21 protein-coding genes and 1 pseudogene are annotated in these 23,640 nt (G+C 65.8%); 13 read left to right on the forward strand and 9 right to left on the reverse strand.

Annotation, left to right across the window (positions count from 1 at the left end):
• Window positions 1-46 precede the first annotated feature (46 nt).
• Both AC1DT6_RS06135 and AC1DT6_RS06140 read left to right on the forward strand, forming a co-directional pair.
• Window positions 47-1,033 (forward strand): quinone oxidoreductase family protein, encoded by a 987-nt coding sequence (locus tag AC1DT6_RS06135; protein WP_441632947.1) that lies wholly within the window; start codon window positions 47-49, stop codon window positions 1,031-1,033.
• A 59-nt stretch (window positions 1,034-1,092) separates the two neighbouring features.
• Window positions 1,093-1,419 carry a YciI family protein gene (locus AC1DT6_RS06140; protein ID WP_428179148.1) on the forward strand — a complete coding sequence of 109 codons (327 nt, stop codon included), beginning with the start codon at window positions 1,093-1,095 and terminating at the stop codon, window positions 1,417-1,419.
• 58 nt (window positions 1,420-1,477) lie between these two features.
• Here the strand turns inward: AC1DT6_RS06140 and AC1DT6_RS06145 are convergent, their stop codons facing one another.
• Window positions 1,478-1,717, reverse strand: coding sequence for a hypothetical protein (locus AC1DT6_RS06145; protein ID WP_441632949.1), 240 nt, complete (start codon window positions 1,715-1,717; stop codon window positions 1,478-1,480).
• 420 nt (window positions 1,718-2,137) lie between these two features.
• Here AC1DT6_RS06145 and AC1DT6_RS06150 point away from each other — a divergent pair, with 420 nt between their 5' ends.
• The gene (locus AC1DT6_RS06150) at window positions 2,138-3,034 is read left to right on the forward strand and encodes a DODA-type extradiol aromatic ring-opening family dioxygenase (RefSeq protein ID WP_441632951.1); all 897 of its coding nucleotides are present in this window, start codon (window positions 2,138-2,140) and stop codon (window positions 3,032-3,034) included.
• A 15-nt stretch (window positions 3,035-3,049) separates the two neighbouring features.
• On the opposite strand, the gene AC1DT6_RS06155 is transcribed toward AC1DT6_RS06150, so the two are convergent.
• From AC1DT6_RS06155 to AC1DT6_RS06170, 4 genes are all read right to left on the reverse strand, one after another.
• Window positions 3,050-4,282: an MFS transporter gene (locus tag AC1DT6_RS06155; RefSeq protein ID WP_441632953.1), complete on the reverse strand. Its 1,233-nt coding sequence runs from the start codon at window positions 4,280-4,282 to the stop codon at window positions 3,050-3,052.
• 146 nt (window positions 4,283-4,428) lie between these two features.
• A complete protein-coding gene (locus AC1DT6_RS06160) occupies window positions 4,429-5,676 on the reverse strand; it encodes an MFS transporter (RefSeq protein ID WP_441632955.1) in 1,248 nt (415 codons plus the stop codon).
• Window positions 5,677-5,802: 126 nt separating this feature from the next.
• The gene (locus tag AC1DT6_RS06165) at window positions 5,803-6,213 is read right to left on the reverse strand and encodes a VOC family protein (RefSeq protein WP_441632957.1); all 411 of its coding nucleotides are present in this window, start codon (window positions 6,211-6,213) and stop codon (window positions 5,803-5,805) included.
• A 15-nt stretch (window positions 6,214-6,228) separates the two neighbouring features.
• Window positions 6,229-6,648: a GNAT family acetyltransferase gene (locus AC1DT6_RS06170; RefSeq protein WP_441632959.1), complete on the reverse strand. Its 420-nt coding sequence runs from the start codon at window positions 6,646-6,648 to the stop codon at window positions 6,229-6,231.
• 128 nt (window positions 6,649-6,776) lie between these two features.
• Here AC1DT6_RS06170 and AC1DT6_RS06175 point away from each other — a divergent pair, with 128 nt between their 5' ends.
• From AC1DT6_RS06175 to AC1DT6_RS06195, 5 genes are all read left to right on the forward strand, one after another.
• Window positions 6,777-7,391, forward strand: coding sequence for an HD domain-containing protein (locus AC1DT6_RS06175; protein ID WP_441632961.1), 615 nt, complete (start codon window positions 6,777-6,779; stop codon window positions 7,389-7,391).
• 64 nt (window positions 7,392-7,455) lie between these two features.
• The gene (locus tag AC1DT6_RS06180) at window positions 7,456-8,004 is read left to right on the forward strand and encodes a GbsR/MarR family transcriptional regulator (RefSeq protein ID WP_035862436.1); all 549 of its coding nucleotides are present in this window, start codon (window positions 7,456-7,458) and stop codon (window positions 8,002-8,004) included.
• A 92-nt stretch (window positions 8,005-8,096) separates the two neighbouring features.
• Window positions 8,097-9,605, forward strand: coding sequence for a TIGR01777 family oxidoreductase (locus AC1DT6_RS06185; RefSeq protein WP_477102473.1), 1,509 nt, complete (start codon window positions 8,097-8,099; stop codon window positions 9,603-9,605).
• The gene (locus AC1DT6_RS06190) at window positions 9,602-10,195 is read left to right on the forward strand and encodes a DUF4166 domain-containing protein (RefSeq protein ID WP_441632966.1); all 594 of its coding nucleotides are present in this window, start codon (window positions 9,602-9,604) and stop codon (window positions 10,193-10,195) included. The genes AC1DT6_RS06185 and AC1DT6_RS06190 overlap by 4 nt, the downstream gene beginning before the upstream one ends.
• Window positions 10,192-10,626 (forward strand): hypothetical protein, encoded by a 435-nt coding sequence (locus AC1DT6_RS06195; RefSeq protein ID WP_441632968.1) that lies wholly within the window; start codon window positions 10,192-10,194, stop codon window positions 10,624-10,626. Before AC1DT6_RS06190 ends, AC1DT6_RS06195 begins: the two co-directional genes overlap by 4 nt.
• Window positions 10,627-10,755: 129 nt before the next feature.
• On the opposite strand, the gene AC1DT6_RS06200 is transcribed toward AC1DT6_RS06195, so the two are convergent.
• The gene (locus AC1DT6_RS06200; RefSeq protein ID WP_441632970.1) at window positions 10,756-11,148 is read right to left on the reverse strand and encodes a hypothetical protein; all 393 of its coding nucleotides are present in this window, start codon (window positions 11,146-11,148) and stop codon (window positions 10,756-10,758) included.
• A gap of 290 nt (window positions 11,149-11,438) precedes the next feature.
• On the opposite strand from AC1DT6_RS06200, the gene AC1DT6_RS06205 reads away from it, so the two are divergent.
• The 4 genes from AC1DT6_RS06205 to AC1DT6_RS06220 all read left to right on the forward strand — a co-directional run bounded on the left by AC1DT6_RS06205 (window position 11,439) and on the right by AC1DT6_RS06220 (window position 14,736).
• Window positions 11,439-12,149, forward strand: a complete 711-nt coding sequence (locus AC1DT6_RS06205; protein ID WP_441632972.1) for a hypothetical protein — start codon at window positions 11,439-11,441, stop codon at window positions 12,147-12,149.
• Between the two features lie 63 nt (window positions 12,150-12,212).
• Window positions 12,213-12,998 carry a PAAR domain-containing protein gene (locus AC1DT6_RS06210; RefSeq protein ID WP_441632974.1) on the forward strand — a complete coding sequence of 262 codons (786 nt, stop codon included), beginning with the start codon at window positions 12,213-12,215 and terminating at the stop codon, window positions 12,996-12,998.
• Between the two features lie 684 nt (window positions 12,999-13,682).
• The gene (locus AC1DT6_RS06215) at window positions 13,683-14,234 is read left to right on the forward strand and encodes a hypothetical protein (RefSeq protein ID WP_441632976.1); all 552 of its coding nucleotides are present in this window, start codon (window positions 13,683-13,685) and stop codon (window positions 14,232-14,234) included.
• Window positions 14,235-14,277: 43 nt separating this feature from the next.
• Window positions 14,278-14,736: an OmpA family protein gene (locus AC1DT6_RS06220; RefSeq protein ID WP_441632978.1), complete on the forward strand. Its 459-nt coding sequence runs from the start codon at window positions 14,278-14,280 to the stop codon at window positions 14,734-14,736.
• Window positions 14,737-14,973: 237 nt separating this feature from the next.
• Here the strand turns inward: AC1DT6_RS06220 and AC1DT6_RS06225 are convergent, their stop codons facing one another.
• Window positions 14,974-18,567 carry an indolepyruvate ferredoxin oxidoreductase family protein gene (locus tag AC1DT6_RS06225; RefSeq protein WP_477114559.1) on the reverse strand — a complete coding sequence of 1,198 codons (3,594 nt, stop codon included), beginning with the start codon at window positions 18,565-18,567 and terminating at the stop codon, window positions 14,974-14,976.
• 327 nt (window positions 18,568-18,894) lie between these two features.
• On the opposite strand from AC1DT6_RS06225, the pseudogene AC1DT6_RS06230 reads away from it, so the two are divergent.
• Window positions 18,895-19,681 (forward strand): annotated as a pseudogene (locus tag AC1DT6_RS06230) (NYN domain-containing protein); the annotation flags it as partial.
• Window positions 19,682-20,867: 1,186 nt separating this feature from the next.
• Here AC1DT6_RS06230 and gspF read toward each other — a convergent pair.
• On the reverse strand, window positions 20,868-22,085 hold the full coding sequence (gene gspF / locus AC1DT6_RS06235; RefSeq protein ID WP_441632984.1) for a type II secretion system inner membrane protein GspF: 1,218 nt from the start codon (window positions 22,083-22,085) through the stop codon (window positions 20,868-20,870).
• A 16-nt stretch (window positions 22,086-22,101) separates the two neighbouring features.
• Window positions 22,102-23,640, reverse strand: coding sequence for a type II secretion system ATPase GspE (gene gspE, locus AC1DT6_RS06240; protein WP_441632986.1), 1,539 nt, complete (start codon window positions 23,638-23,640; stop codon window positions 22,102-22,104).

Genomic DNA, 23,640 nt, shown 5'->3' on the forward strand with positions numbered 1-23,640 from the left:
TACCTGCACGTTCAACGATTCGATACGCCATCTCGCGGAGTCCGCCATGACTGCCATCCCTTCACTTCAAGTGCGCCTGCATGCCCCCGGTGGGCGCGAAGCATTGCGCCTGGAAACCGTACCCGTCCCTGCGCCCGGCCCGGGCGAAATCCGGCTGATCCACACCGCCATCGGGGTGAACTTCGTCGATGTCTACCATCGCACCGGCCTCTATCCCTTGCCGGCTCTCCCTGCCACGCTGGGCGTGGAGGGCGCGGGCATCGTGGAGTCGGTGGGGCCTGGCGTCAGCGGCCTGTCGGAAGGGCAGCGAGTGGCCTATGCCGGCCCTCCGGCGGGCGCCTATGCCCGCGTGCGCAACTTGCCGGCCGAGCGCGCCGTGGCGCTGCCCGAGAGCGTGCCGGACGAGGCCGCCGCGGGCGCCCTGCTGCGCGGTATGACGGCGCACATGCTCTATGGCCGGGTGCGCCCGCTGCGCGCTGGCGACAGCGTGCTGGTGCACGCGGCGGCGGGTGGTCTGGGCCTGGTGCTGGTGCAGTGGGCGCGTGCGCTGGGCGCGCGCGTGATCGGCACCGTTGGCAGCGAGGCCAAGGCGGCGCTGGCGCTGGCGCACGGCCTGGAGCGCGCGGTGCGTTATCGTGAGGCGGATTTCGTTGCTGCCGCGCGCGAATTCGGTGGCGGCGACGGGGTGGACTTCGCCATCGATGGCATCGGCGCCGACACACTGGCGCGCACCCTGGCAGCGGTAAGGCCATATGGCATGGTGGCCAGCATCGGTCAGGTGGGCGGCGACAGCGGGCCGCTCGACCTGGCAGCGCTGGGGCCGGCCAGGTCGATTGCGCTGTCCCGGCCGGGCGTGTTCCGCTTCATGGCCGATCTCGCGCGCTACCGCGAAGGCGCCCAGGCCACGCTCGCAAGGCTGGAGGCCGGCCTGAAAGTGGAGATCGGCGCGCGCCTGCCACTGGCCGAGGCCGCCGAGGCGCATCGCCGGCTCGAAGCCGGCGAGACTTCCGGCTCCCTGTTGCTGCTGCCATGAACGGCGCCGCATTGCCATCGCCAAGCCCGGCCGGGATTGGACAACCTTTGGAGCGTTCCATGCTGTACCTGATCTTGTTGCGCTACCGCGCGCCCCTGGAAGAACTCGACCGGCACCTGGCGGCACACCGCGACTTCCTTCACCGCCACTATGCTGCCGGCCATTTCCTGCTCTCGGGCCGGCAGGAGCCGCGCGTGGGCGGCGCCATCCTGGCACGCGGGACAAGCCGCGAGGAGGTGGCGGGCTGGCTGGCCGAAGACCCCTTCCATCGGGAAGGCCTGGCCGACTACGAGACGATTGCCTGGGCGCCCGGGCTGCGCGCGGGCGACGTGCCGGCGGCATGGGCGCCGGACGCGGCAGTGGTGGAACGGGCCGTGGAGAACTAAGGTACCGAAGCGCGGACCGCGTCAAAGGCCAGCGTCGCGTGGCGGCGGGAAGGGGGCGCTAGCCGACGTGCCGCCGCGGTGGCCTGCCGGCTTTGGCTGGCCTGTCCACATTGGGTTGCTGTTGCGCGGCGTCTGGTTCCGGACGGTTTCGCGTGAGCCAGAGCCACAGCGCACTGGCTATCCAGCCAGCCACGAAAACCGTATCGCCGCAATGGTTGAGCAGCACGGCCGCGCCTGGTGCATTGAACAGGTCGGCCAGCCAGGGGGCGGGCAGGCGGGCTGCGATCCAGAGGAGCACAGCCGGTCCACTTGCATACACGCCTGGCTGCCACCAGTTTGCATGGGGCAGCCAGGGCCTGTGGGCTGTGCGCTTGACCACGGTGTTCTCCAGCCTGACGCGCTTCGTGGCGCGTCGTATCCATTTGTTGCGGGGTTTGGCCCCGGCTCGCGCGGATAACGACTCGCATCGCGCAGCGGGACAGCACCTCGTGTTGGAATCATAAGCCGATTGCCAACAGTGTGTCTGAATCTTTAAAGCGTTGTGTGGGCCACCCCACACCCGGCGGCGGCAGGGTTGCGGTGCAATGCGGCGGGCGGGTGCGGTGCAGCGAATTCGCTTCAAGTTTTTTGATGGAGGTATCCGCAAACGCCTACCGCCAGCGGCGGCAAGTTTTGTCACACTCAATACCGTTATCCAAAGGAATTGAGAGCCGACATCATGCTCCCCGCCATCTACATCTCACACGGTTCCCCCATGCTCGCGCTCGAGCCGGGCCGCAGCGGCGCCGCGTTCGACGCCCTCGGCGAAGTGCTGCGCCAGCGCAAGCCGCGCGCGGTGCTGATCGTCTCGGCGCACTGGATCTACAGCACGCTGGTGGTCGGCACCCGGCAGCGGCAGGAGGCCTGGCACGATTTCGGCGGCTTCCCGCGCGCGCTCTATGAACTGCGCTACGACGCACCTGGCTCCCCGGCGCTGGCCGACCGCGTCAAGGCGCTGGTGGAGGCCGCGCACGTTCCCGGCGCGGCGGTGGTGCTGCAGGACGACGAGCGGCCGCTGGACCATGGCGCGTGGATGCCGATGCGGCACTTCTTCCCGGACGCCGACGTCCCCGTGGTGCAACTGGCATTGAATCCGTATCTCCCGCCGGCGGCCCAGATCGGGATCGGGCGTGCGCTTGCGCCCCTGCGCGACGAAGGTGTGCTGGTGCTGGGCTCGGGCAGCTTTACCCACAACCTGCAGGAAGTCTTCGGCATCGGGGGCCGGCGCGAGCAGCACGGCTCGCCCGTCGAGCCCTATGTGGAGTCTTTCCGCGGCTGGATGATCGAGGCACTGGACGAGGCGCTCGCCAGCGGCGACACCACGCGCATTGCCGACTATCGCGCGCAGGCGCCGTACGCCCGCCGCGCGCATCCCACCGACGAGCACTTGCTGCCGTTCTTCGTAGCGCTGGGCGCGGCGCTGGGGCCGCATGACGGCTTGCCGGCGCAGAAGACGCTGCCGGCGGGTGTAGCACGGGTGGCCGACGATGTGACCTACGGCGTGCTGGCGATGGATACCTTCATGTTCGAGGGCGTGGGCACGGAACAGAGCGCTTTGACCAGCGCGACGGCCTGAGCCCGCAGGGCGCTGCTACCCTTTGCGGGCGGACAGGTAAGGGCGCGCCAGCCGGGCGCCCGCCAGGGCGATCCAGCCCATGGTGAGGGCGACCACGCCCAGCCCATATTGCAGGCTGCTCGCGTGGGCCACGCCGCCGATCATCACCGGCCCCAGCAGCAAGCCGATATACGCAAAGCGTGCCACGCGCGCGATCGCCTCGGCCGGCGCCACGCCCGGCAGCCGCGACGCGGCCACGAAGAAGATCGGCACCATGTTGGCCGCGCCCAGGCCCATCAGCGCAAAGCCGGTCAGGGTCGCCACCGGCACGGGCCACAGCAGCGCCAGCATGATGCCCACGAACGCCACCCAGGCACTGCCTGCGAGCGTGCGCGCGTCCGACCAGCGCGCGCGCAGGCGGTCGCCGCCAAAGCGGCCGCAAGCCATGCCGCCGGAAAAGGCGGCATAGCCGGCGCTGGTCCAGGCGTCGGGCGCCTGTGCCACTTCACGCATAAAGACGCTGGACCAGTCGTACATCGCCCCTTCGCCAACCAGCCCCAGGAAGGCCATCAGGCCCAGCAGCCAGAGCGCGCGCACCGCATGCGCGCGGTGGTGCGCGGAGGGCGACGGTACCGGATGGTCGTCCAGCAGCCACGGTGCCACGCCGGCGGTAACCGCCGCCGTCAGCGCCGCCATGCCGATGACGTGCGCCAGCGGCGGCACGCCCAGGCTCAGCAGTACGCCGCCAACGGCCGCGCCTGCCATACCGCCCAGGCTGAACATGCCGTGCAGCGCCGACATGACGGGCCGCGCGCGGCTGGCCTCCACCGTGGCGGCCTGCGCGTTCATGCCCACGTCGAAGGCCGCGTTGGCCATGCCGAAGGCAATCAGCGCCGGGATCAGCAAGGCAAATTGCGGCATGGCGAGAATGGCGGCGGTGGCGATCGCATAGACCAGGCCGCTGCGCCGGCAGGCGCTGGCGCTGCCCACGCGCGCCACCCACCGCCCCACCGGCCCCATCGCAGCGATGGCGCCCGCGGCCACCGCCAGCATGGCCAGGGACAGCACGGCATCCGACAGTCCGAAGCGGGCCTTGATGGTGGGGATGTGCACGCCCCAGGTGGCGAAGGTGGCGCCGTTGACGAAAAACAGCGCCATGGTGGCGCGCGCGGCGTGCTCCACGCGGCGCGCGCCGACCGGGGCAATGGCCGGAGCGGCGGAGGGGGGCGAAGGCGGCCGGGTCAGATTGCTGGAAGTGGAATCGGGCATGGATGCGGCGGGCATCTCCGGCCACGCGCGGTGGCGCCGAGGTGCCCTGGCGGGCGCTGCAGGGTAGTCGAGCCCCGCATCGTCGCATATCGGTGCGTCGGGCGCACGACCGTACCGTCCAGGCCCCTTTGCCCGCCGCTGCGTCCCTAGGCCGCCGCTGGGTGGCTGGATGTACGCAGCAGGCCGCGCCGGTGTAGCGCGAACCCGAAGGCAGCCAGCGCCATCAGCGCCAGCGCCACCATCACCCACAGCATCAGCCAGTAGCCGCCCGCGGCGCTCCACAGCAATGCGCCCAGCCAGGGGGCGGCGGCCTGCATCAGCAGCACCGGCGTCATCATCAGCCCGTTGAGCGTGGCGTAATGGTGGCGCGAGATCAGTTCCGGCATGGCCATGGCGCGCAGCATGGTGTTGACGCCGTTGGCGCAGCCGTAGAGCACGGCGGCCAGCATCAGCCACTTGCCGTAGCCGAGGGCAAAGCACAGCAGCCCCACGCTCATTACCACGTACACCGGCAGCGACAGCCGCAGCGGGTGGCGCACCGGGAAGCGCATCATCACCAGGCGGCCGACTACCTGGGCTGGTCCGATCAGTGCCGCCACCACCAGTTGTTCGCCCAGCGGCAGGCCCTTTTCGGTCAGCATCGGGATCAGGTGGGCGCCAAGCAGCGAAGCGATCACCGACAGCGCGGTGAAGGCCAGCACCACGGCCCAGAACACCGGCTGGCGCAAGGCCATGCGCGCAATACCGGGCTGCGCCGAGTTCTCCAGCGGAGCCGGCGCCGGGGCGGCGGCATAGGAGGCATGCGCCACGTAGCGCAGGCGCGCATGCAAGGGCGCGCAGACCAGCAGGTTGAGCCCGGCGAAGCACAGCAGCGTCTCGCGCCAGCCCAGGTGCAGCACCAGCCATTGCGCCAGCGGCACGAAGATGGTGCTGGCAAAGCCGGCCATCAGCGTCACGGTGACGATGGACTTCTGGTAGCCGTCGCCAAAGGCCTGGCGCAGCACCACGAAGGCGGGCTCGTACAGGGTGGTCGCCATGGCCAGCCCGAGCGGTATCCACATCAGCAGGAAGGCCGCCTGGTTCGGGCTCCACGCCCACAGCAGCAAACCGCAGCCCGCCAGCACCGATCCCGCGCACATCACGATGCGCGCCTGCACGCGGTCAAGCAGCCGGCCCACGGCAAACGAGCACATGGCCCAGACCAGCAGGCCCAGCGAATAGCCGCCGGCGAGGAAGGGTTTGGAGTAGCCCAGTGTCGCGCTCATCGGGGCGATAAAGACGGTGAAGGCGAAAAAAAGCGTGCCCCAGGAAATGGTCTCGGTGATGCCGAGGGTCCAGACCAGCTGACGTGGCGAGATAGGGGGCCTGCCGGGAGAAGCTTCGTGTCTTGTCATTGCGCGCCTGGACGCGGTCGTTGCCGCCGCGCCGGGGACCGCCGTGGAGGGGGACGGATGGCGCGAGTGGCGGCGAGGGCCAAGCGGGAATTGTAGCGGGCATCCGGGCGGAATGCCCACGTTGCGTCACATGTTTGCGGGCGGTCCTTTCAGCTCCACGACATTGCCATCGGGATCCTGCACGTAGATCGACGGGCCTTTGCCCTCGGCGCCGAAACGCATCTCCACCGGCCCCGGCTCCACCCCGTGCGCGCGCAGGTGGGTGCCAAGCGCATCCGCGTCGAAGGGATCGAGGCGCAGGCAGAAGTGGTCCAGGTTCCGGCCTTCCTTGCCGGGGCCGGCGCCGCCCGCGCGGCCGAGCGGGCCCTCCAGCGCGACCAGGTCGATCAGGCCGCCGCCGGCGCGCAACTGGATCAGGCCGAAGTCCGGCTGCACGCGTTCCAGGCTGCAGCCAAGCACGTCCACGTAGAAGCGCATCAGCGCCGTCACATTGCCGGTGCGCAGGACCAGGTGATCGATGCCGAGGATGTGGAACATGGCGTTTGACCTCGCTCAGATATCCGGAATCAGCCGCTTGCCCAGGCTGACGGCGTCATCCTGCGCGTACCCGAGGCTGCGGTAGAAGTCGATGACCCTGCTGTTGCCCGTGCGTACCAGCAGGTTGATCTTGGGGCAGCCGCGCTCGATCAGCAATTGCTCCGCATGCGCCATCAGGCGGCGGCCATGATCGCGGCGCTGGTAGTCGGGATGCACGGCAAGGTAGTAGACCCAGCCGCGATGGCCGTCGAAGCCGACCATGGCCGATGCCACCGGCTGGCCATCCACTTCCCCGACCAGGAACAGCTCCGGCTGTTCAGTCAGCTTGCGGGCGATGTCTTTCTTCGGGTCGTTCCACGGCCGGGTCAGGCCGCAGGTTTGCCACAGGTCGATGATGGCGGCTTCGTCGGCAGCCAGGTAAGGGCGGATCTGCATGCGGATTGATGCGCCGCGGCACACGGCTGCATTGTTAAGTCCTTGACAGTGTAGCCGCGAAACCTGTGCCAGAATCGTTGCTCATCACCATCAAAACAAGCAGGATCACCCTGCACGGAGACCCCACAATGAGCGAAACGACTGCGCACGCCCGTGCCACCTTCAGCCACATGGAGCAAGGCACGCGCGAGGACTGGGCCGCGATATCCGCGGAGTTCATGCCGTTCGCGCAGGCGCTGGCCGACCGCGTGCTCGATCACCTCAAGCTGCTCGACGGCGATTACGGCGGCTTCCCCATCGACCGCCTGACCCACTGCCTGCAGACCGCCACGCTGGCCCACCGCGACGGGCGCGACGAAGAGTACGTGGTGTGCGCGCTGTTGCACGATATCGGCGATACGCTTGGCACGTTCAACCATCCCGACATCGCCGCCGCCATCCTCAAGCCTTTCGTCAGCCCGGAAAACCTCTGGATGGTCGAGAAGCACGGCGTGTTCCAGGGCTACTACTTCTTTCACCACCTCGGTCTCGACCGCAACCTGCGCGAGCAATTCCGCAGCCAGCCCGAACTGTTCGAACGCACCGCCGAGTTCTGCGCCAAGTACGACGGCGCGGCTTTCATGCGGGACTACGACACGCTGCCGCTGTCCTTCTTCGAGCCGATGGTGCGGCGGGTGTTCGCGCGTCCGCGCAACTCGATGTACGTGAAGGAAAACGAAAGCACGCTGGCGCGGCCGGCCTGAGCCTGCTTGCCTGAAATTGGATTTCTGTCTTGACGGAAATTTCCGAACGGATAAACTGTCAGGCATGGAACTTCAACCGGTCGCACAACGATTCGTCCTGCACTGGGGCGAAATGGGCTCGAAGTGGGGCGTCAATCGCACCGTCGCGCAGATTCACGCCCTGCTATTCCTTGCCGAGCATCCGCTGCCGGCCGAGGAAATCGCCGACACGCTGAACGTCGCGCGCTCCAACGTCAGCAACAGCCTGAAAGAGCTGCAGAACTGGAAGCTGATCCGCACCGTGCACATGATGGGCGACCGGCGCGATCACTTCGAGACCGTCACCGACGTGTGGGACCTGTTCCGCACCGTGGTGCGCGAGCGCAAGCAGCGCGAGTTCGATCCCACCATCGATGCCTTGCACGAATGCGTGAACAATCCCGCCTTCGCCAGGGAGAGCAAGGAAGTGCAGAAGCGCATCATCGCCACGCTGCAGCTGATGGAAACGCTGGGCAGCTGGGGCGACGAGATGCTGCGGCTCTCGCCCGACACACTGGTCAAGGTAATGAAACTGGGCGCGCGCATCCAGAAGCTGGTGCGTGGCGACCAGCGCGCCCGCGAAGCTGGCAAATAGCACAGGCATGAAGAGCCGGCCGCCATGGCGGCCGTTTTTTTGACTTGATATTTCTCTTTTAACAGAAATTATTGTAATTAAGGATGCTTGAGATGGACCCGGCCAGCGACACGCTCCATACCGTCATCCTCAACCTGCTGATCGTGCAGGGATTGATGGGCGCCTTCGACACCGTCTGGCACCACGAGCTGCGCTGCGCACTGCCGCAGCAGCACAACGCCGCGCCGGAGCTGCGCCTGCATGCGATCCGGGCGGTGCTGTACGGCGTGCTGTTCGCCGGCCTGGCGTGGTTTGCGTGGGGTGGCGCATGGCTGGTTCCCCTGTGGGCCATCATCGCCATCGAGATCCTGCTGACGCTGCGCGACTTCGTGGTGGAGGACCAGACCCGCAGCCTGCCGCCGAGCGAGCGGGTGACGCATACCGTGCTGGCCATCAACGGTGGCGTGATCTTCGGCCTGCTGGCGTGGCATTCGCAAGCGTGGTGGCACTTACCGACCGGCCTGCATCTCAATCCGCAAGGCTGGCAAAGCTGGGGGCTGAGCGTGTTTGCGCTGGGCGTGGCGGCGTCCGGGGTGCGCGATGCACTGGCGAGCCGCGCACTTGCCGACCGTGCCGGCACGGTGCCGGCGTTCGATTTTGCCGGGGCCGATACGGCGCGGCGCGCGCAATCCTTCCTGCTGACCGGCGGCACCGGTTTCATTGGCCAGGCGCTGGTGCGGGCACTGCTGGCGGACGGGCACCGCGTCACGATCTGGGCGCGCAACCCGCGCGTGGCATCGCAGCTGTTCGATGGCCGCGCGGCGTGCGTCGGTGCCCTCGCGGAACTCGATCCTGCCACGCGCTTCGATGTCGTGGTGAACCTCGCCGGCGCACCTATCCTGGGCTCGCGCTGGAGTGCCGCGCGCAAGCGCAGCCTGGTGGAGAGCCGCGTGGGCACCACGCGCGCGCTGACTGCCTGGCTAGCGTCGGCCACGCACCGGCCGCGTCTGCTGATCAACGGTTCGGCGGTGGGCTACTACGGCATCCAGGCCGACGACGATTTGCGCGATCGTACCGAAGCCAGCGCGCCGCAGGATATCTTCGCCTCGCAACTGTGCCGGGAATGGGAGCTGGCGGCGCGCGCCGTGGCCGGGCTCGGCATTCCGCTGGCCATCCTGCGCCTGGGTGTGGTCTACGGCCACCAGGGCGCGCTGCCGGCCATGATGATGCCGGTGCGGCTGGGCTTCGGCGGCCCGATGGGCAGCGGCCGCCAGGCGCAGAGCTGGGTCCACATCGACGACGTGCTTGGCGTGATCGCGTGGCTGTGCCGTGGAGCGGCGCCGGTAAGCGAAGGCGCCGTCGCCACCTACAACCTGGTAGCGCCCGAGACTCCCACGCAGGCCGGCCTGGTCCGCCGCGCCGCCGCTGTGCTGCGCCGCCCGGCCTGGATGCCGACGCCGGCCTGGCCCATGCGTCTTGCGCTGGGGGAGCAGGCCACGCTGCTGCTCGACGGGCTGCGCGCGGCGCCGGCGCGACTGCAGCAGGAAGGCTATGCCTTCCGCTTCCCGACCCTGCAACTGGCGCTGGAGGACCTGCTCGGCAACGGGCGGGCACGTGGATGAACACGCTCGCCGCGCATGCCACGGACGGTGGCCCGCAAAGCCTGTACGGGACCATGCTGGGGACCGCCCTTGCCAGCCTGCCGCCGGTGCTGCGGCGCGTGCATCGTGCCGAGGGCGTGCACTTGCGCGGCACGCTGAGCGTGCGCTGGAGTGCGCGGGGCTGGCTGCGGGCGCTGATGCGGCTGTCGGCGCTGCCCCGGCCCGCGGCGGCGGCGGCTTGCCTTGTGACCATCTCGCCAGAGCCCGCCGGCGAGCGCTGGCACCGCCGCATCGGCGGGCACATCGTGGCGAGCCGCATGCGGCACGCGCGGGCCGGGCAAGTGACCGAACGCCTGGGGCCGCTGGCCATCGTGCTGGCAACGCGTGTCGATGGCGCCGGGCGCCTGCGGCAGGCCAGCCGCGGCGTCAGCCTGTTCGGCCTGACCGTGCCGTGGCTGCACGTGCTGGCCAGCGAACGCGCACTGGATGCGGACCGCTATCGCTGCGACGTGCGCATATGGGCGCCACGCCTGGGCTACCTGCTGCGCTACGACGGCGTGCTCGCCATCCGCGAACCTGAACCTGATACTCACCCGGAGAATGTGGAATGAAGTCCGATCCGACCATCGGGCGCAATGCGTCCGTCAGCCTGCCCCGCATACCAGCGTGGATGCCCGCGGTATTGCGGCTGGCCGCGTTCTATAACCTGCTCTATGCGATTGCGCTGAGCCTGTGGCCGTCGCAGATCTTCGACTGGCTGGGCATGCCCGTCACGCCTGACGCCATGATCCGCTGCATCGGCATGATGGTGGGCGTCTACGCGCTGGGCTACTGGATCGCGGCGCAGGACATGCTGCGCTACTGGCCGCTGGTGGTGGTGGGCCTGGTGGGCAAGACGCTGGGGCCGCTGGGCTTCCTGCACGGAGCGCTGACTGGCGTCTTCGAATGGCGCAGCGGCTTGTTCGTGCTGTGCAGCGATCTGGCCTGGTGGGTGCCGTTCTGGGGGATGACGCTGTTCGCGTTGAAGTATCGGGACCGCTGATATTGCAGCGTCAGCAATGTCTCTACCCCTTCCATCGCGCATGGCGTGCCTGGCGGCTAGCAGACGCTGACGCAGGTGTTTCCCGCGCCGAGTCGTATAGCGGCATGCGTTCGGCGTGGAGAAACAAGGCTAGCTCGATGCCTCACGGTTGCCGGCATCCTCATAACACAATGCGGCGACCTGCCATCGCCCGTCACTGACCAGCCAGAGTTCCAGAAACCGGAATCGGGAGAGCACCCTCCCGTTCTGCCTCATTGAACCGGTGCCGGAGATCGTTGCCCACTCGGCGTGCTCCATCACGTCTTTTGTTTCATCATGAGCGTTCAATTCGTCAGCGCGCCATGCGTTTGCAGCCAAGCGTGTACGTATGTGTCCAAGTTGTTGCTGCTTGGTCAGGATCGTCTCGCCTCGCTTCACAAAGAAATGGGCGCTCTGCACGAAATCCAGCTGATCGATGTCGCCATATTTGTAGGCATCAATCCAAACATCTCTCATCTGCAACAGGCTGAATTCTGGTTTCATGCGCCTCCAGTAGTGCTATCTGCTCTACGACATCGCTTGGCTTGCTTTCAGTCAAGCTGGCCGCATCACGCAGTCCATCGCTACAAAGCTCATCTCGGACGGCATCCAGGATCCCTTCACCGACACTAAAGGGCGATGCCGCGCCTTGTTGAATTCAAGCACGCCGGACGCTTCGTCGTCCCGCCTTTGCTCAATCCCCGAGCAAAATCAGAAATTTCCCAACCAACGCTCGCGCCGTATCGAGTAAAGATTGAGGCACTCCAAATTTCACTCATAGGAGGTGCACTCAAATGGCGCTACCCAATACGCCCCCTAATACGCCCTTTCGCTCATGCGGGCACGTTCTGCATACCCGGCCAGCCCTGTTCGTGCTGGTCAACTACGCGCCGGGGGACGGCCAGCCGGACTGGTGCAATGCCGCTTGCGAATTCGTGGAGGAGGGCAACGCCGATGCCGGCTCCGCACTGGCCGTCCATATCTCACCCTTTGATGCACTGCTGAACGCCGCGTTCGTGTCTGGCCCGGGCAAGCCGTATCACGTCGTGCATGCGGCGGCTTTCGATCCCCGGACGTTGATCCGGGATAGCGGCGGAAAGCTCCATGTCAACCTGCACTGTGGCTGGGCTGCGAGCGATGGCCGGATCGTGGTCCGGCGCAAAGGGGCGCTCGCCAGTGTCTGCATGGTGCAGACCGAAGAGATCCCGGAAGCGCGGCGCGATGCCATCGACCTCGAGATCGACCAGGACGGCATTGCCAAGTACGAACGGCTGCGTGAACACGCCGGGCTGTTCGCGCACGCGGATTCGCACTGCCTGCTGGAAACCTGGACGGAACAGCAACGGCATCAGGCCGTGGCGCTGGCCATACAGCGCATGCCGGGAACGGTCCCCGTGGGGGCGCAGATCAACCAGGTAGCCCTTTACGACCCCGAAGCCGCGCAATGGCACTTCGTGCCCATCGAGGTGTTCTTCGGAGAACCGGTCCGCAAGGTGAATGCCTGAACGGTCGGCTTCAGGCTGATGGCCGAAGCCACCGCAAGAACACACGATTCGTGGAGACTTCCAATGATGGATATTCGATGTGCGCTTCGCAATGGGGACCGCACCAGTAACAACGGCGTGCTGATCGGCACCGGGGAGATGACGCAAGACGGCGTGCAGGTCGGCGTCGAGGGGGACTTTGCCACCTGCCCGGTGTGCAAGAGTGGTGGCACTGTCACCAACGATTGCTATCCGGCCTTTAGCCTGATGGACAAGCAGGTCCTGGTGGAAGGCGCTCGCGTCAACTGCAAGTGTGCCGTCAAGCCGTTCGTCATTGCCTCGCAGAACACCTTCACGATTCAGGTGACCCATGGCGGCCGCACGCCTATGCCGACGCATAGCGCTGTCGCCGAGCCGGTGGAGGCATCGAACAAGCTGGTGGAGGGGGCGCGCCAGTCAACACCGGAAGACGATCCCACGCTGATCTGCCAGAACATGAGCAACGCGGAGTTCTATTCCACGATGAACCGGCTGCGCGACAAGGCTGTGCGCCTGATGGGTGATCGACTGGTGGAGCTGGACCGGTGGAATCGGGCGGATCAGGACAAGGTCCGCCTTTGGTTTGGCAATGCGAGGGAGGATACGCGCGAGACATTGCGTGATGGGTTGGCCCGGATGCGGGAGATCATGCGTGGGCTGACCGACAGGAACTATGAGCGCCAAACAAAGGAAGCGCTCGCCCGGGTTGGGTGCGTGCCGCGCGCGAAGGGTGATGAGATTCCAGCAGCTGCCTCCATCTGCAAGCCGGACGGGACGTATTCAATTTTTATTGGGCACCTTTTCTGCACGATGCCGGATGAGGCTAATTGAAATAATGTTACTCCATCGGCCAATGATTCCAAACTAACGACTTTGATTCATGAGGTGTCGCATTTTCCATCTGCAATGGATGCGGTGGATTCATGGAGTAATATCAAGTGGGCACAAAAGCAGGCTGCTCGTGATAAGTTCTGCCTGAATAACGCGGATAGCATCGCTGCCTACGTTGCAAAAATTCCAAATTGGGATGGATTGACGCCGGTATGGAGGCCATAGTGAAACAGCTATTCGTCGCGACTGTATTTTTATTTTCATTTCCCACAATAGGGTGCACCTTGGGGTATGTTGACTATGAGCCCGTGTTTTCAAATGGTCGATCTGATCTATCGGCAAGTGAGGTCCTGCGCCTGGCAAATTGGCGGGCACAACTTAGGCTGTGGCTCCCGAGTGGAGGGAAGTATCTGGTCTATGTTCGCCAGAATGCGCGCGTAGGTGTGTCAGCCAAGCTGGCGGAGCAGAGGCGAAAGAACCTGTTGTCTACGCTTTCGAATATGGGTATCGACAAGGTGGACATTGAGGAATCAGCTGTCCGTAGATTTCGCGACGGCCTGAGGCCAGGTCAAGAACTGCGCCATCTCACCAATGTTGCTGAGATTTCAATCATCCCGCGCTGCCCCCATCCGTGCTGTCCCGGACCGCAACCAATTGATGCGCAACAAGGTGATCGGGGGGATCATGACCAAAGCAAATTGGCCGGAATCGGCGAGTTCGTATCGGCGGTGGATCGGTCGCGCCATGCTGGCGATGTACCTGTCGAGTAGCGTGGCCTTCGCCTTGATTGCCTTTGTGTCGCCAGTCCTCGCCTGCCATCCTCCATATATTGAGTACGAGCCAATTTATGAGTCTGGTCGCACTAATCTTTCCGCCGGCGAGATACATCGGATGGCGGATTGGAGGAGCAAGACTCGACTGGCGTTCCCAAATAGCGGTCAATATTACATTTCTGTTCAAGAGAATCCACGAGTTGGGGTATCGGTGCATCTGGCGAAGATTCGGTTGCGCAACTTGAAGACTCTGCTATTGAATTTTGGTGTTGAGGATTCGGATATCTTTGATACAGAAATAAAGAACTATGGATACGGTGCGCCGCCAAACGCCGAAGCACGGAGGCTGGCAAGTACGGCGTATATATCCATCAACCCGCGCTGCCCCCATCCGTGCTGTCCTGGGCCACAACCAATTGATGCGAAACAAGCTGATCGGGGGAATCATGACCAACCGAAATAGACCAGGATCGGCGAGTTCGTATCGGCGGTGGGTCGGATGCGCCATGCTGGCGATGTGCCTGTCGAATAGCGTGGCCTTCGCTTGCAGTCCACGCGTGAAGGGAGTAGACCTTCAGTTCCCGAAGAATGTACACACGCTGAATGCCAGTGCGGCACTCAAGCTTGGGACTTGGCTCGCGGACCTGCGGGTTCACTACCCGAACTACGACTATTTCTTCATTGCGGCATATCTGGTCGGTGGCGATACAGGTGGGAGGCAACTTGTCAGCGCGCGTGCCGAGACAGTTCGTCACTTTCTTGTCAGCCGGGGATTCAATCCCACAAGGATTCATACCAGCGCACGGGCAACGTTCCTGGATGATCCCGCAATGGGGGAGGCAGGTCGCGCGGTAGGGGTCGATTTTCTTCCTGCATGCCCACATGCCTGTTGCGACATGCCTACTCATAGGGTGAAGTTCACCGGGCTGCCGATGCCAGAAGATACGGGCATCGCTCACCAGTAAGGGCCAAGTTTGGCCGTCAGCGGACGAAAGAGTCGATCAATGCGATTCAGGCGCTGCGGGACGAAGGACACTGAGTTTCGCATAACGAGATGTGCAGTGCCATCTTGCAGTGTGAAGCGCGTATTGGCTCCGACAGCAGCCACGCCGGAAACAAAAAGACCCCACATTTCCAAAAAATGTGGGGTCCGACAACAACCGAAGCGCCCCCTCGCGGCAGCGCTCCGTTCAACCTGAAACTCAAGCCACCTGCTGCGCCGACTCCGGATGCCGGAACTGCTCCAGCAGCGCCGTCCAGCGCGTACGCACCTTCGCCAGGTTGTCGTCCTTGACATGCCCGAAGCCGCGAATGTCGTCCGGCAGGCTCGCCAGCGTGATCGCGGTTGCGTGGTTGGCCGCGCTCAGGCCGCTCGTCAGCTCGTCCAGCAAGGCACGATACTCGCCGATCAGCGCGCGTTCGGTGCGGCGCTCGGCGGTCTTGCCGAACACATCGAACACGCCGCCGCGCAGGCCTTTCAGCCTGGCGAGCACGCCGAAGAGCTTCATCGTGGACGGGCCGAAGCGGCGCTTTACCAGATGCCCCTTCTCATCGCGCTTGGCCATCAGCGGTGGCGCCAGCCAGAAATTGAGCTGGTAGTCGCGGCCGGGCTCGCCTTCGAACTGGTTGCGCAGCTTGTCGAGGAAGACCGGGTCGGTATAGAGCCGCGCGACTTCGTACTCGTCCTTGTAGGCCATCAGCTTGGCAAGATTGCGCGCCGCCGCTTCGGTCACCGGCAACGGCTTGCCGCTGCCGACCAGCGCGCTTTCCGTTGCGCGCACACGGTTCACCGCGTCGCGGAAGGTCTGCGCGTATGCCGCATCCTGATAGGCAGTCAGGTGTTCGGCGCGGTACGCAATCAGCTTTTCCAGCATGGCGCCGGAGGAGGTGGGCAGCTTGACTACCTCGGCGCCTTCGGCGGTGCTGCGCAGTTTGCCGGTGAGCGACAGCACATGCTCAGGGTCGTGCGCCATGTGGCGGCCCCAGTCGAATGCCGCCTTGTTCTTTTCCACCGCCGTGCCGTTGAGTTCGATGGCGCGCACCAGCGCGTCCAGCGATAGCGGCAGCCATCCCTTCTGCCAGGCGTAGCCCAGCACCAGCGGGTTGGTAAAGATGGCGTCGCCGATCAGCGCCACGGCCAGGCCGCTGGCGTTGATGAAGTCACAAGCTTCGCCGACCGCGTTGCGCACATCCTGTTCTGCCGACAGGCCGGGGAACTGCCACTTGGGGTTCTTGATGAACTCGGCGGTGGGCGTCTGCGCGGTGTTGATGACGGCACGCGTGCGCCCGACCTGGGTCTTGGAGATGACGTCATCGATGGCGCTGACGATGGCGTCGCAGCCGATCACCAGGTCCGCCTCGCCCATGGCGATGCGGGTGGCGTGGAGCTGGTCGGGATGCGCCGCGATCTGCACGTGCGACAGCACCGCACCGCCTTTCTGCGCCAGGCCCGCCATGTCGAGCACGGTCACGCCCTTGTTCTCCAGGTGCGCCGCCATGCCCAGCAGGCCGCCGATGGTGACGACGCCGGTGCCGCCTACGCCCGTGACCAGCACGCCAAAGGGATGGTCAAGCCCAGGCAGCACGGGTTCCGGCAATGCGGGCAGGTTGTCCATCGACACGCCGTGGCGCTCGGGCTTCTTCACCTGCGCGCCTTCCGCCGTGACGAAGCTCGGGCAGAAGCCGTTGACGCACGAGAAGTCCTTGTTGCACGATGACTGGTTGATCTGGCGCTTGGTGCCAAGCTCCGTTTCCAGCGGTTCCACCGACAGGCAGTTGGACTTCACCGAGCAATCGCCACAGCCTTCGCAGACCGCGTCGTTGATGAAGGCGCGCTTTGCCGGATCGGGGTAAGTGCCGCGCTTGCGGCGGCGCCGCTTCTCGGTGGCGCAGGTCTGGTCGTAGATCAGGATGGTGGCGCCGGGCACCTCGCGCAGTTCGCGCTGGATCCTGTCGAGCTGGTCGCGGTGATGCACTTCCACGCCTTGCGGCAGCTTGATGGCCGCGCTGTATTTCTCTGGCTCGTCGGTGACGACGACGATCTTTTTCGCGCCTTCGGCCGCGACCTGGAAGGCAACGTCCTGCACCGACAGCTTGCCGTCGACGGGCTGGCCGCCGGTCATGGCCACCGCGTCGTTGTAGAGGATCTTGTAGGTGATGTTGACGTTGGCAGCGATCGACGCGCGGATCGCCAGCAGCCCGGAGTGGAAGTAGGTGCCGTCGCCCAGGTTGGCGAACACATGCTTGTCGCCGGCGAAGGGCGCCTGCCCGATCCATGCCACGCCTTCGCCGCCCATCTGGCTGAAGGTGCTGGTGCTGCGGTCCATCCACACCGTCATGTAATGGCAGCCGATGCCGGCCAGCGCGCGCGAGCCTTCGGGCACGTTGGTCGACGTATTGTGCGGGCAGCCCGAGCAGAACCAGGGCTTGCGCTCGGCCGCCACGCGCGGCACGGCCATGGCTTTTTCCTTGGCCTCGATCACCGCGATGCGCGCGGCAATGCGGGCGCGCACGTCCGACGGCAGTTCGAACTTTTCGAGCCGGGTGGCGATGGCGCGCGCGATGATGGCGGGCGACAGTTCATAGTGCGCCGGCAGCAGCCAGTTGCTCTGCGGGATCGACCATTCGCCGCCTGCGTTGTCCTTTTCGTCAAACTTGCCGTAAACCTTGGGCCGCACATCGTCGCGCCAGTTGTACAGCTCTTCCTTGAGCGCGTACTCCATGATCTGGCGCTTATCCTCGACCACCAGGATTTCCTGCAGGCCTTCGGCAAAGGCGCGCGCGCCGTGCGCTTCCAGCGGCCACACGCAGCCCACCTTRTACAGGCGGATGCCGATSYGCGCGCAGGTCTCGTCGTCCAGGCCCAGGTTGGCCAGCGCCTGGCGCGTGTCGAGATAAGCCTTGCCGCCCGTCATGATGCCGAAGCGGGCATGCGGCGAATCGATCTCGATACGGTCGATCTTGTTGGCGCGTACATAGGCCAGGCCGGCGTACCACTTGTAGTCCAGCAGGCGCGCCTCCTGTTCCAGCGGCGGATCGGGCCAGCGGATATTGAGGCCGCCCGGCGGCAGGATGAAATCCTCCGGCAGCACGATTTCCACGCGGTGCGGATCCAGTTCCACCGAGGCCGACGATTCCACCACGTCGGTCACGCACTTCATCGACACCCACAGGCCGGAGTAGCGGCTCATGGCCCAGGCGTGCAGGCCGTAGTCGAGGTATTCCTGCACGTTCGAGGGGTAGAGCACCGGCAGGCCGCAAGCCTTGAAGATGTGCTCGGACTGGTGCGCCAGCGTGGACGATTTGGCCGCGTGGTCGTCGCCCGCCAGCACCAGCACGCCGCCGTGCTTCGAGGAGCCGGCGGAGTTTGCGTGCTTGAAGACGTCGCTGGTGCGGTCCACGCCCGGACCTTTGCCGTACCACATGCCGAATACGCCTTCGAACCTGGCGTCCGGGTACATATTGACCTGCTGCGAGCCCCATACGGAAGTGGCGGCCAGATCCTCGTTCAATCCCGCCTGGAACACGATGTCGTGCGCGGCCAGGTGCTGCTTGGCCTTCCACAGCGATTGGTCCAGCGCGCCCAGCGGCGAGCCGCGATAGCCGGAGATAAAGCCCGCGGTGTTCAGGCCGGCGGCGCGGTCGCGCTCGCGTTGCAACATCGGCAGGCGTACCAGGGCCTGCGTGCCGCTGATATAGACGCGGCCGCGTTCTAGCGTGTATTTATCTTCGAGGGAAACGTTTTCGAGCGCGCGGCGGAGGGCGTCGCTGACCGGAGGGGTCAGTGGGGCATTCATAGGTGCTCCTCTATGGGGCATGCAGTCGGGATCGCCGACTCACTTCAGTTGTGGGCGACCGTGCGCCGCCTCTTGTGAAGGCGGAAAACGGCCGTGTCTCTTTGGCGCATGGTAGCACCGCGCCGGAGGGCGCGGCACCTTGCGATGCAGCAAAAAGTGCGGCTGCGCGGGGCGTGGTTTCCCGTATGGACACGCTTCGCGTGTACACTGCGTTGCAAACAGGTTTACGCAACAAACGGGCAGATGCGAGCCGGGCGTCATATCTCAAGGGATCACGCCGTGGTGCAACCCGCCCCATCCGAGGCCGACCGGCCTCCAGGACCCAACATGACTATTTCCTCCCGCCAGGGCACTGCGACCCTGGCTGTGCTGATCGACGCCGACAATGCGGCGCCCGCCATCGTCGAAGGCCTGCTGGCCGAAGTCGCCAAGTATGGCGTGGCCGCCGTCAAGCGGATCTACGGCGACTGGACCAAGCCCAACCTGGCCGGCTGGAAGGAGCGCCTGCTCTCGCACTCCATCCAGCCGATCCAGCAGTTCCGCTACACGGTAGGCAAGAACGCCACCGATAGCGCGATGATCATCGACGCGATGGACCTGCTGTACACAGGCCGCTTCGACGGCTTCTGCATCGTTTCCAGCGACAGCGATTTCACTCGCCTGGCCTCGCGTATCCGCGAGCAGGGGCTCACCGTGTACGGCTTCGGCGAACGCAAGACGCCCAAGCCATTCGTCACGGCCTGCGACAAGTTTATTTTTGCCGACGTGCTGCGCAGCGACAGCGATGCCGACACCGATACGGAATCCGACGGTGCCGCCGCGCCCGCGCGCAAGCGCAACAGCGGTGAGCTGCGCCAGGATTCGCGCCTGGTGCGCCTGCTGCAAAGCGCCTCGCAAGCGGTGTCGGACGAAGAGGGCTGGGCCACGCTCGGCGGCATGGGCAACCATATCGCCAAGCAGGCACCCGAGTTCGATTCGCGCAACTATGGCTATGGCAAGCTCTCCGAGTTGGTGGCTGCCACCGGCCTGTTCGAAGTCGAGACTCGCAACGGCGGCAACAACAAGACGCTGTGGGTGCGGCTGAAGCGCCGTTCGAAGCCGGGTGAGGGCGAGGCTCGTCAAGGTGAAGACCGTCAGGGCGAGGGTCGCCAAGGCGAGAACCGCCAAGGCGAGAACCGTCAAGGCGAGAATCGTCAGGGCGAGAACCGCCAGGGCGAGAACCGCCAGGGCGAGAACCGCCAGGGCGAGAACCGCCAGGGCGAGAACCGCCAGGGCGAGAACCGCCAGGGCGAGAACCGCCAGGGCGAGAACCGTCAGGGCGAGAACCGCCAGGGCGAGAACCGCCAGGGCGAGAACCGTCAGGAGGAGAACCGCCAGGGTGAGAATCGCGAGCGGCGCGAAAAGCGCGGTCGCCGTAACGACAACCGTCGCGGCGATGGTCGTCAAGGCGATGATCGCCTGGCTTCCCAGCAACAGTACGGATCGCGCCCGGCGCCCGCGCAGCAGCCGGCGCTGCCTGTCCAGCCCGCACCGCTGCCCGAACTCGCTGCCCCCGCGCCCGTGAGCCAGCCTGTCGCCACCTTCGTGGTCGATCCGATGGATGCCCTGGAGCGTGAAGCGCTGGCCCTCGATGGCGATGAGCAGCAGGCAGATGAACAGACGGAAGTCGAGTCCGGCGATACGAACGGTGCGCGCCGCCGCCGGCCGCCGAAGCCCGAGGTCACGCTGAGCGAGATCCCGTGGCCAATCGACCGCTCGATCTTCGTGGCGCCGTCCGCGACGGTGGTAGCGCCGGTCGTGGAGGCAATCGAAGTCGCCGAGGTGGTCGAGTTTGTCGAAGCGCCAGAGGCATTCGAACCGATCGAAGCTGCCGAGCTGATCGAAGCCGTCGAATCGGTGGAAGCCGTGGAAGAGGTGGAAACGGCTGAAGCCGTCGAAGCGAGCGTGCCAGAGACCAAGGCAAAAGCCAAGGCGCCGGCCCGGGCCAAGAAGGCTGCCGCGCCTGCCAAAAAGGTAGCAGCCAAGAAGTCTGCGGCTCCCGCCAAGAAGGCAGCTGCGCCCGCGAAGAAAGCGCCGGCAGCCAAGAAGGCGCCGGCAGCCAAGAAGGCCGCCGCCGCGGCACCTGCCAAGCGCGTGCCGAAGAAGGCCGCCAAGGCTGCCGAATAGGCTATGGGCGGTGAAGCCGAAGTACGCCTTTGCGGGTGGCTTCGGCTCCCAAGCCTCAGTAGAAACAAGAAATGCAAAACGGCGCCCGAAGGCGCCGTTTTGCATTTCGCCCGCTTGCGCGGCAAAGCGTGGCCCTACCGCACCAGCTGATTGATCTCGATAATCGGCATCAGCACCGCCAGCACGATCAGCAGCACCACCACGCCCATGCTGAGGATCAGCAGCGGCTCCAGCAGGCTGGTGAGGAACAGCGTGCGGCGCTCCAGCTCCGCGCCTTCGCCCTGCGCCGCGCGCTCCAGCATGATCGGCAGGTTGCCGGTGGCTTCGCCGGAGCGGATCAGATGCACCAGCACCGAGGGAAACTGGTTCTGCGCCGCCAGCGCGCGCGCCAGCGAGGCGCCTTCGCGCACGCGCATGGTGGCATCATCCACGTTGGCCTTGAGTGCCTCGTTGGTCAGGGTTTCGCCGGCTGCCTGCAAGCTGCGCAGGATGGGCACGCCGGCCGACACGAGAATCGCCAGCGTGCTGGCGAAGCGCGCGGTGTTGTAGCCCCGGATCAGCTTGCCGACCAGCGGCGCGGTCAGCAGCCAGCGGTGCCACTCCAGGCGCACACCGGGCTGCCGCAGCAGACTGCGTATCCCCAGGCTTACGGCCACCATGAACGCCAGCGCGGCCCACCACCAGTTGCGCACGAAATCCGACAGCGCCAGCATGATGATGGTCAGTGTCGGCAACTTCTGCTTGGTGTTGGCGAATACGCTCACCACCTGCGGCACCACGTAGGACAGCAGGAAGATCACGATGGCGAAGGCCACCACGGTAACGATGGCGGGATAGGTGAAGGCCAGCCGGATCTTGGAGGTCAGCGTGTTGCGCGTCTCGATATAGTCGGCCAGCTTTTCCAGCACCAGCCCGAGGTGGCCCGAGTGCTCGCCGGCGGAGACCAGCGCGCGGTAGATGTCCGGAAAATCGCGCGGATGATGCAGCAGCGCCGCCGAGAGCGAACTGCCGCCGACCACGTCGGCGCGGATGCCGGCCAGCAGTTCGTGCACGTAGCTGCGCTCGGCCTGGTCGGCCAGCGCCGCCAGCGCTTCGTCCAGCGGCAGCCCGGCCACGATCAGGCTGGCGAGCTGGCGCGTGAACAGCGCCTGTTCCTGCGTGGACAGCCGCCGCACGAAGGCGGCGGTGCTGCTCTTCTGCACGCCGCCGACGCCCGCCAGCGGATCGACGTTGAGCGGCGTCAGGCCGCGTGCGCGCAAGTGGACGCGGGCCTGCTTGGGGCTGTCGGCTTCGATCACCCCGCGGTCGGTCTTGCCGGCGGCGTCGACTGCCTCGTAACGATAGGCTGGCATGGATGCGGGCCGTCCCTTAGTCGCGCGTCACGCGCAGCACTTCTTCCAGCGCGGTGGCGCCGGAATCGATCCAGCGCTGCGCGTCGTGGCGCATGGTGTGCATGCCACCCTCCAAAGCCACTTTCTTGATTTCCGATTCGGCCGCCTGGCGGTGAATCATGGTGCGGATCTCGTCGTCGACGCTCAGCAGCTCGTACACGCCCATGCGGCCCTGATAGCCGGAGTGGCCGCATTTGTCGCAGCCCACCGCGTGCCAGATGCGTTGCAGCGGTTTGCCTTGCGCAAGCAGCACTTCCGCTGCCTCGGGCGTGACCTCGACCACTTCCTCGCGCTTGCAGTGCTGGCAGAGCCGGCGTACCAGCCGCTGCGCCAGCACGCCGAGCAGCGACGACGAAAGCAGGAACGGCTCGATGCCCATGTCGACCAGGCGCGTCACCGCCGAGGCGGAATCGTTGGTGTGCAGCGTGGCCAGCACCAGGTGGCCGGTCAGCGATGCCTGCACCGCGATCTGCGCGGTTTCCAGGTCGCGGATTTCACCGATCATCACCACGTCCGGGTCCTGGCGCAGGATAGCCCGCAGCGCCTTGCCGAAGGTCATGTCGATGCGCGGGTTGACCTGGGTCTGGCCGATGCCGTCCAGGTCGTACTCGATCGGGTCCTCCACCGTCATGATATTGGTGGTGCGCGAATCGAGCCGCGACAGCGCGGCGTACAGCGTGGTGGTCTTGCCCGAGCCGGTCGGCCCCGTCACCAGCACGATGCCGTGCGGCTGGCGGATCAGGTGATCGAAGCCGGCCAGCGTGTCCGGCGCCATGCCGAGCTTGGCCAGGTCGAGGCGGCCTGCTTCCTTGTCCAGCAGACGCAACACCGCGCGTTCGCCGTGGCCGGTGGGCAGGGTGGAGACGCGCACGTCCACGGGGCGTCCGCCCACGCGCAGCGTGATGCGGCCGTCCTGCGGCAGGCGTTTTTCCGCGATGTCGAGCTGCGCCATGATCTTGATGCGCGAGATCAGCGCGCCGTGCAGCGCCTTTTTCGGGCGCACCACGTCGCGCAGCGTGCCGTCCACGCGAAAGCGCACCACCGAGGAAGACTCGAAGGGCTCGATATGGATATCGGAGGCGCCTTCGCGCGCGGCCTGGGTGAGCAGCGCGTTGATCATGCGGATGATGGGCGCGTCGTCCTCGGATTCAAGCAGGTCTTCCACCGCGGGAATGTCCTGCATCAGCCGCGACAGGTCGACCTCGCCTTCCACCTCGCCAACCACCTGGGCGGCGCTGCCGCTGTCCTGGCGGTTGTACGCCTCGGACATGGCAAGTTCGAGCGCCTCGGGTTCCAGCACGCGCAGGCGCAACGGCCCGTGCACGCGCGCCACTTCGGCCAGCGCCGCGGGCGAAGTGGCGCGGCTCACCCACACCTCCAGGCCATCGGCGCGCTGGCGCGCGATCAGCAGGCGCGCCTCGCGCGCGAAGCCGTACGAGACCAGCCGCGCGGCGATGGTCGACGGTGGCTCCAGCACGTCGTCGGACGCTGCGGCGGGGGCGATGCTTGTTGCCAT

Source organism: Cupriavidus sp. 01L45, from assembly GCF_056399885.1.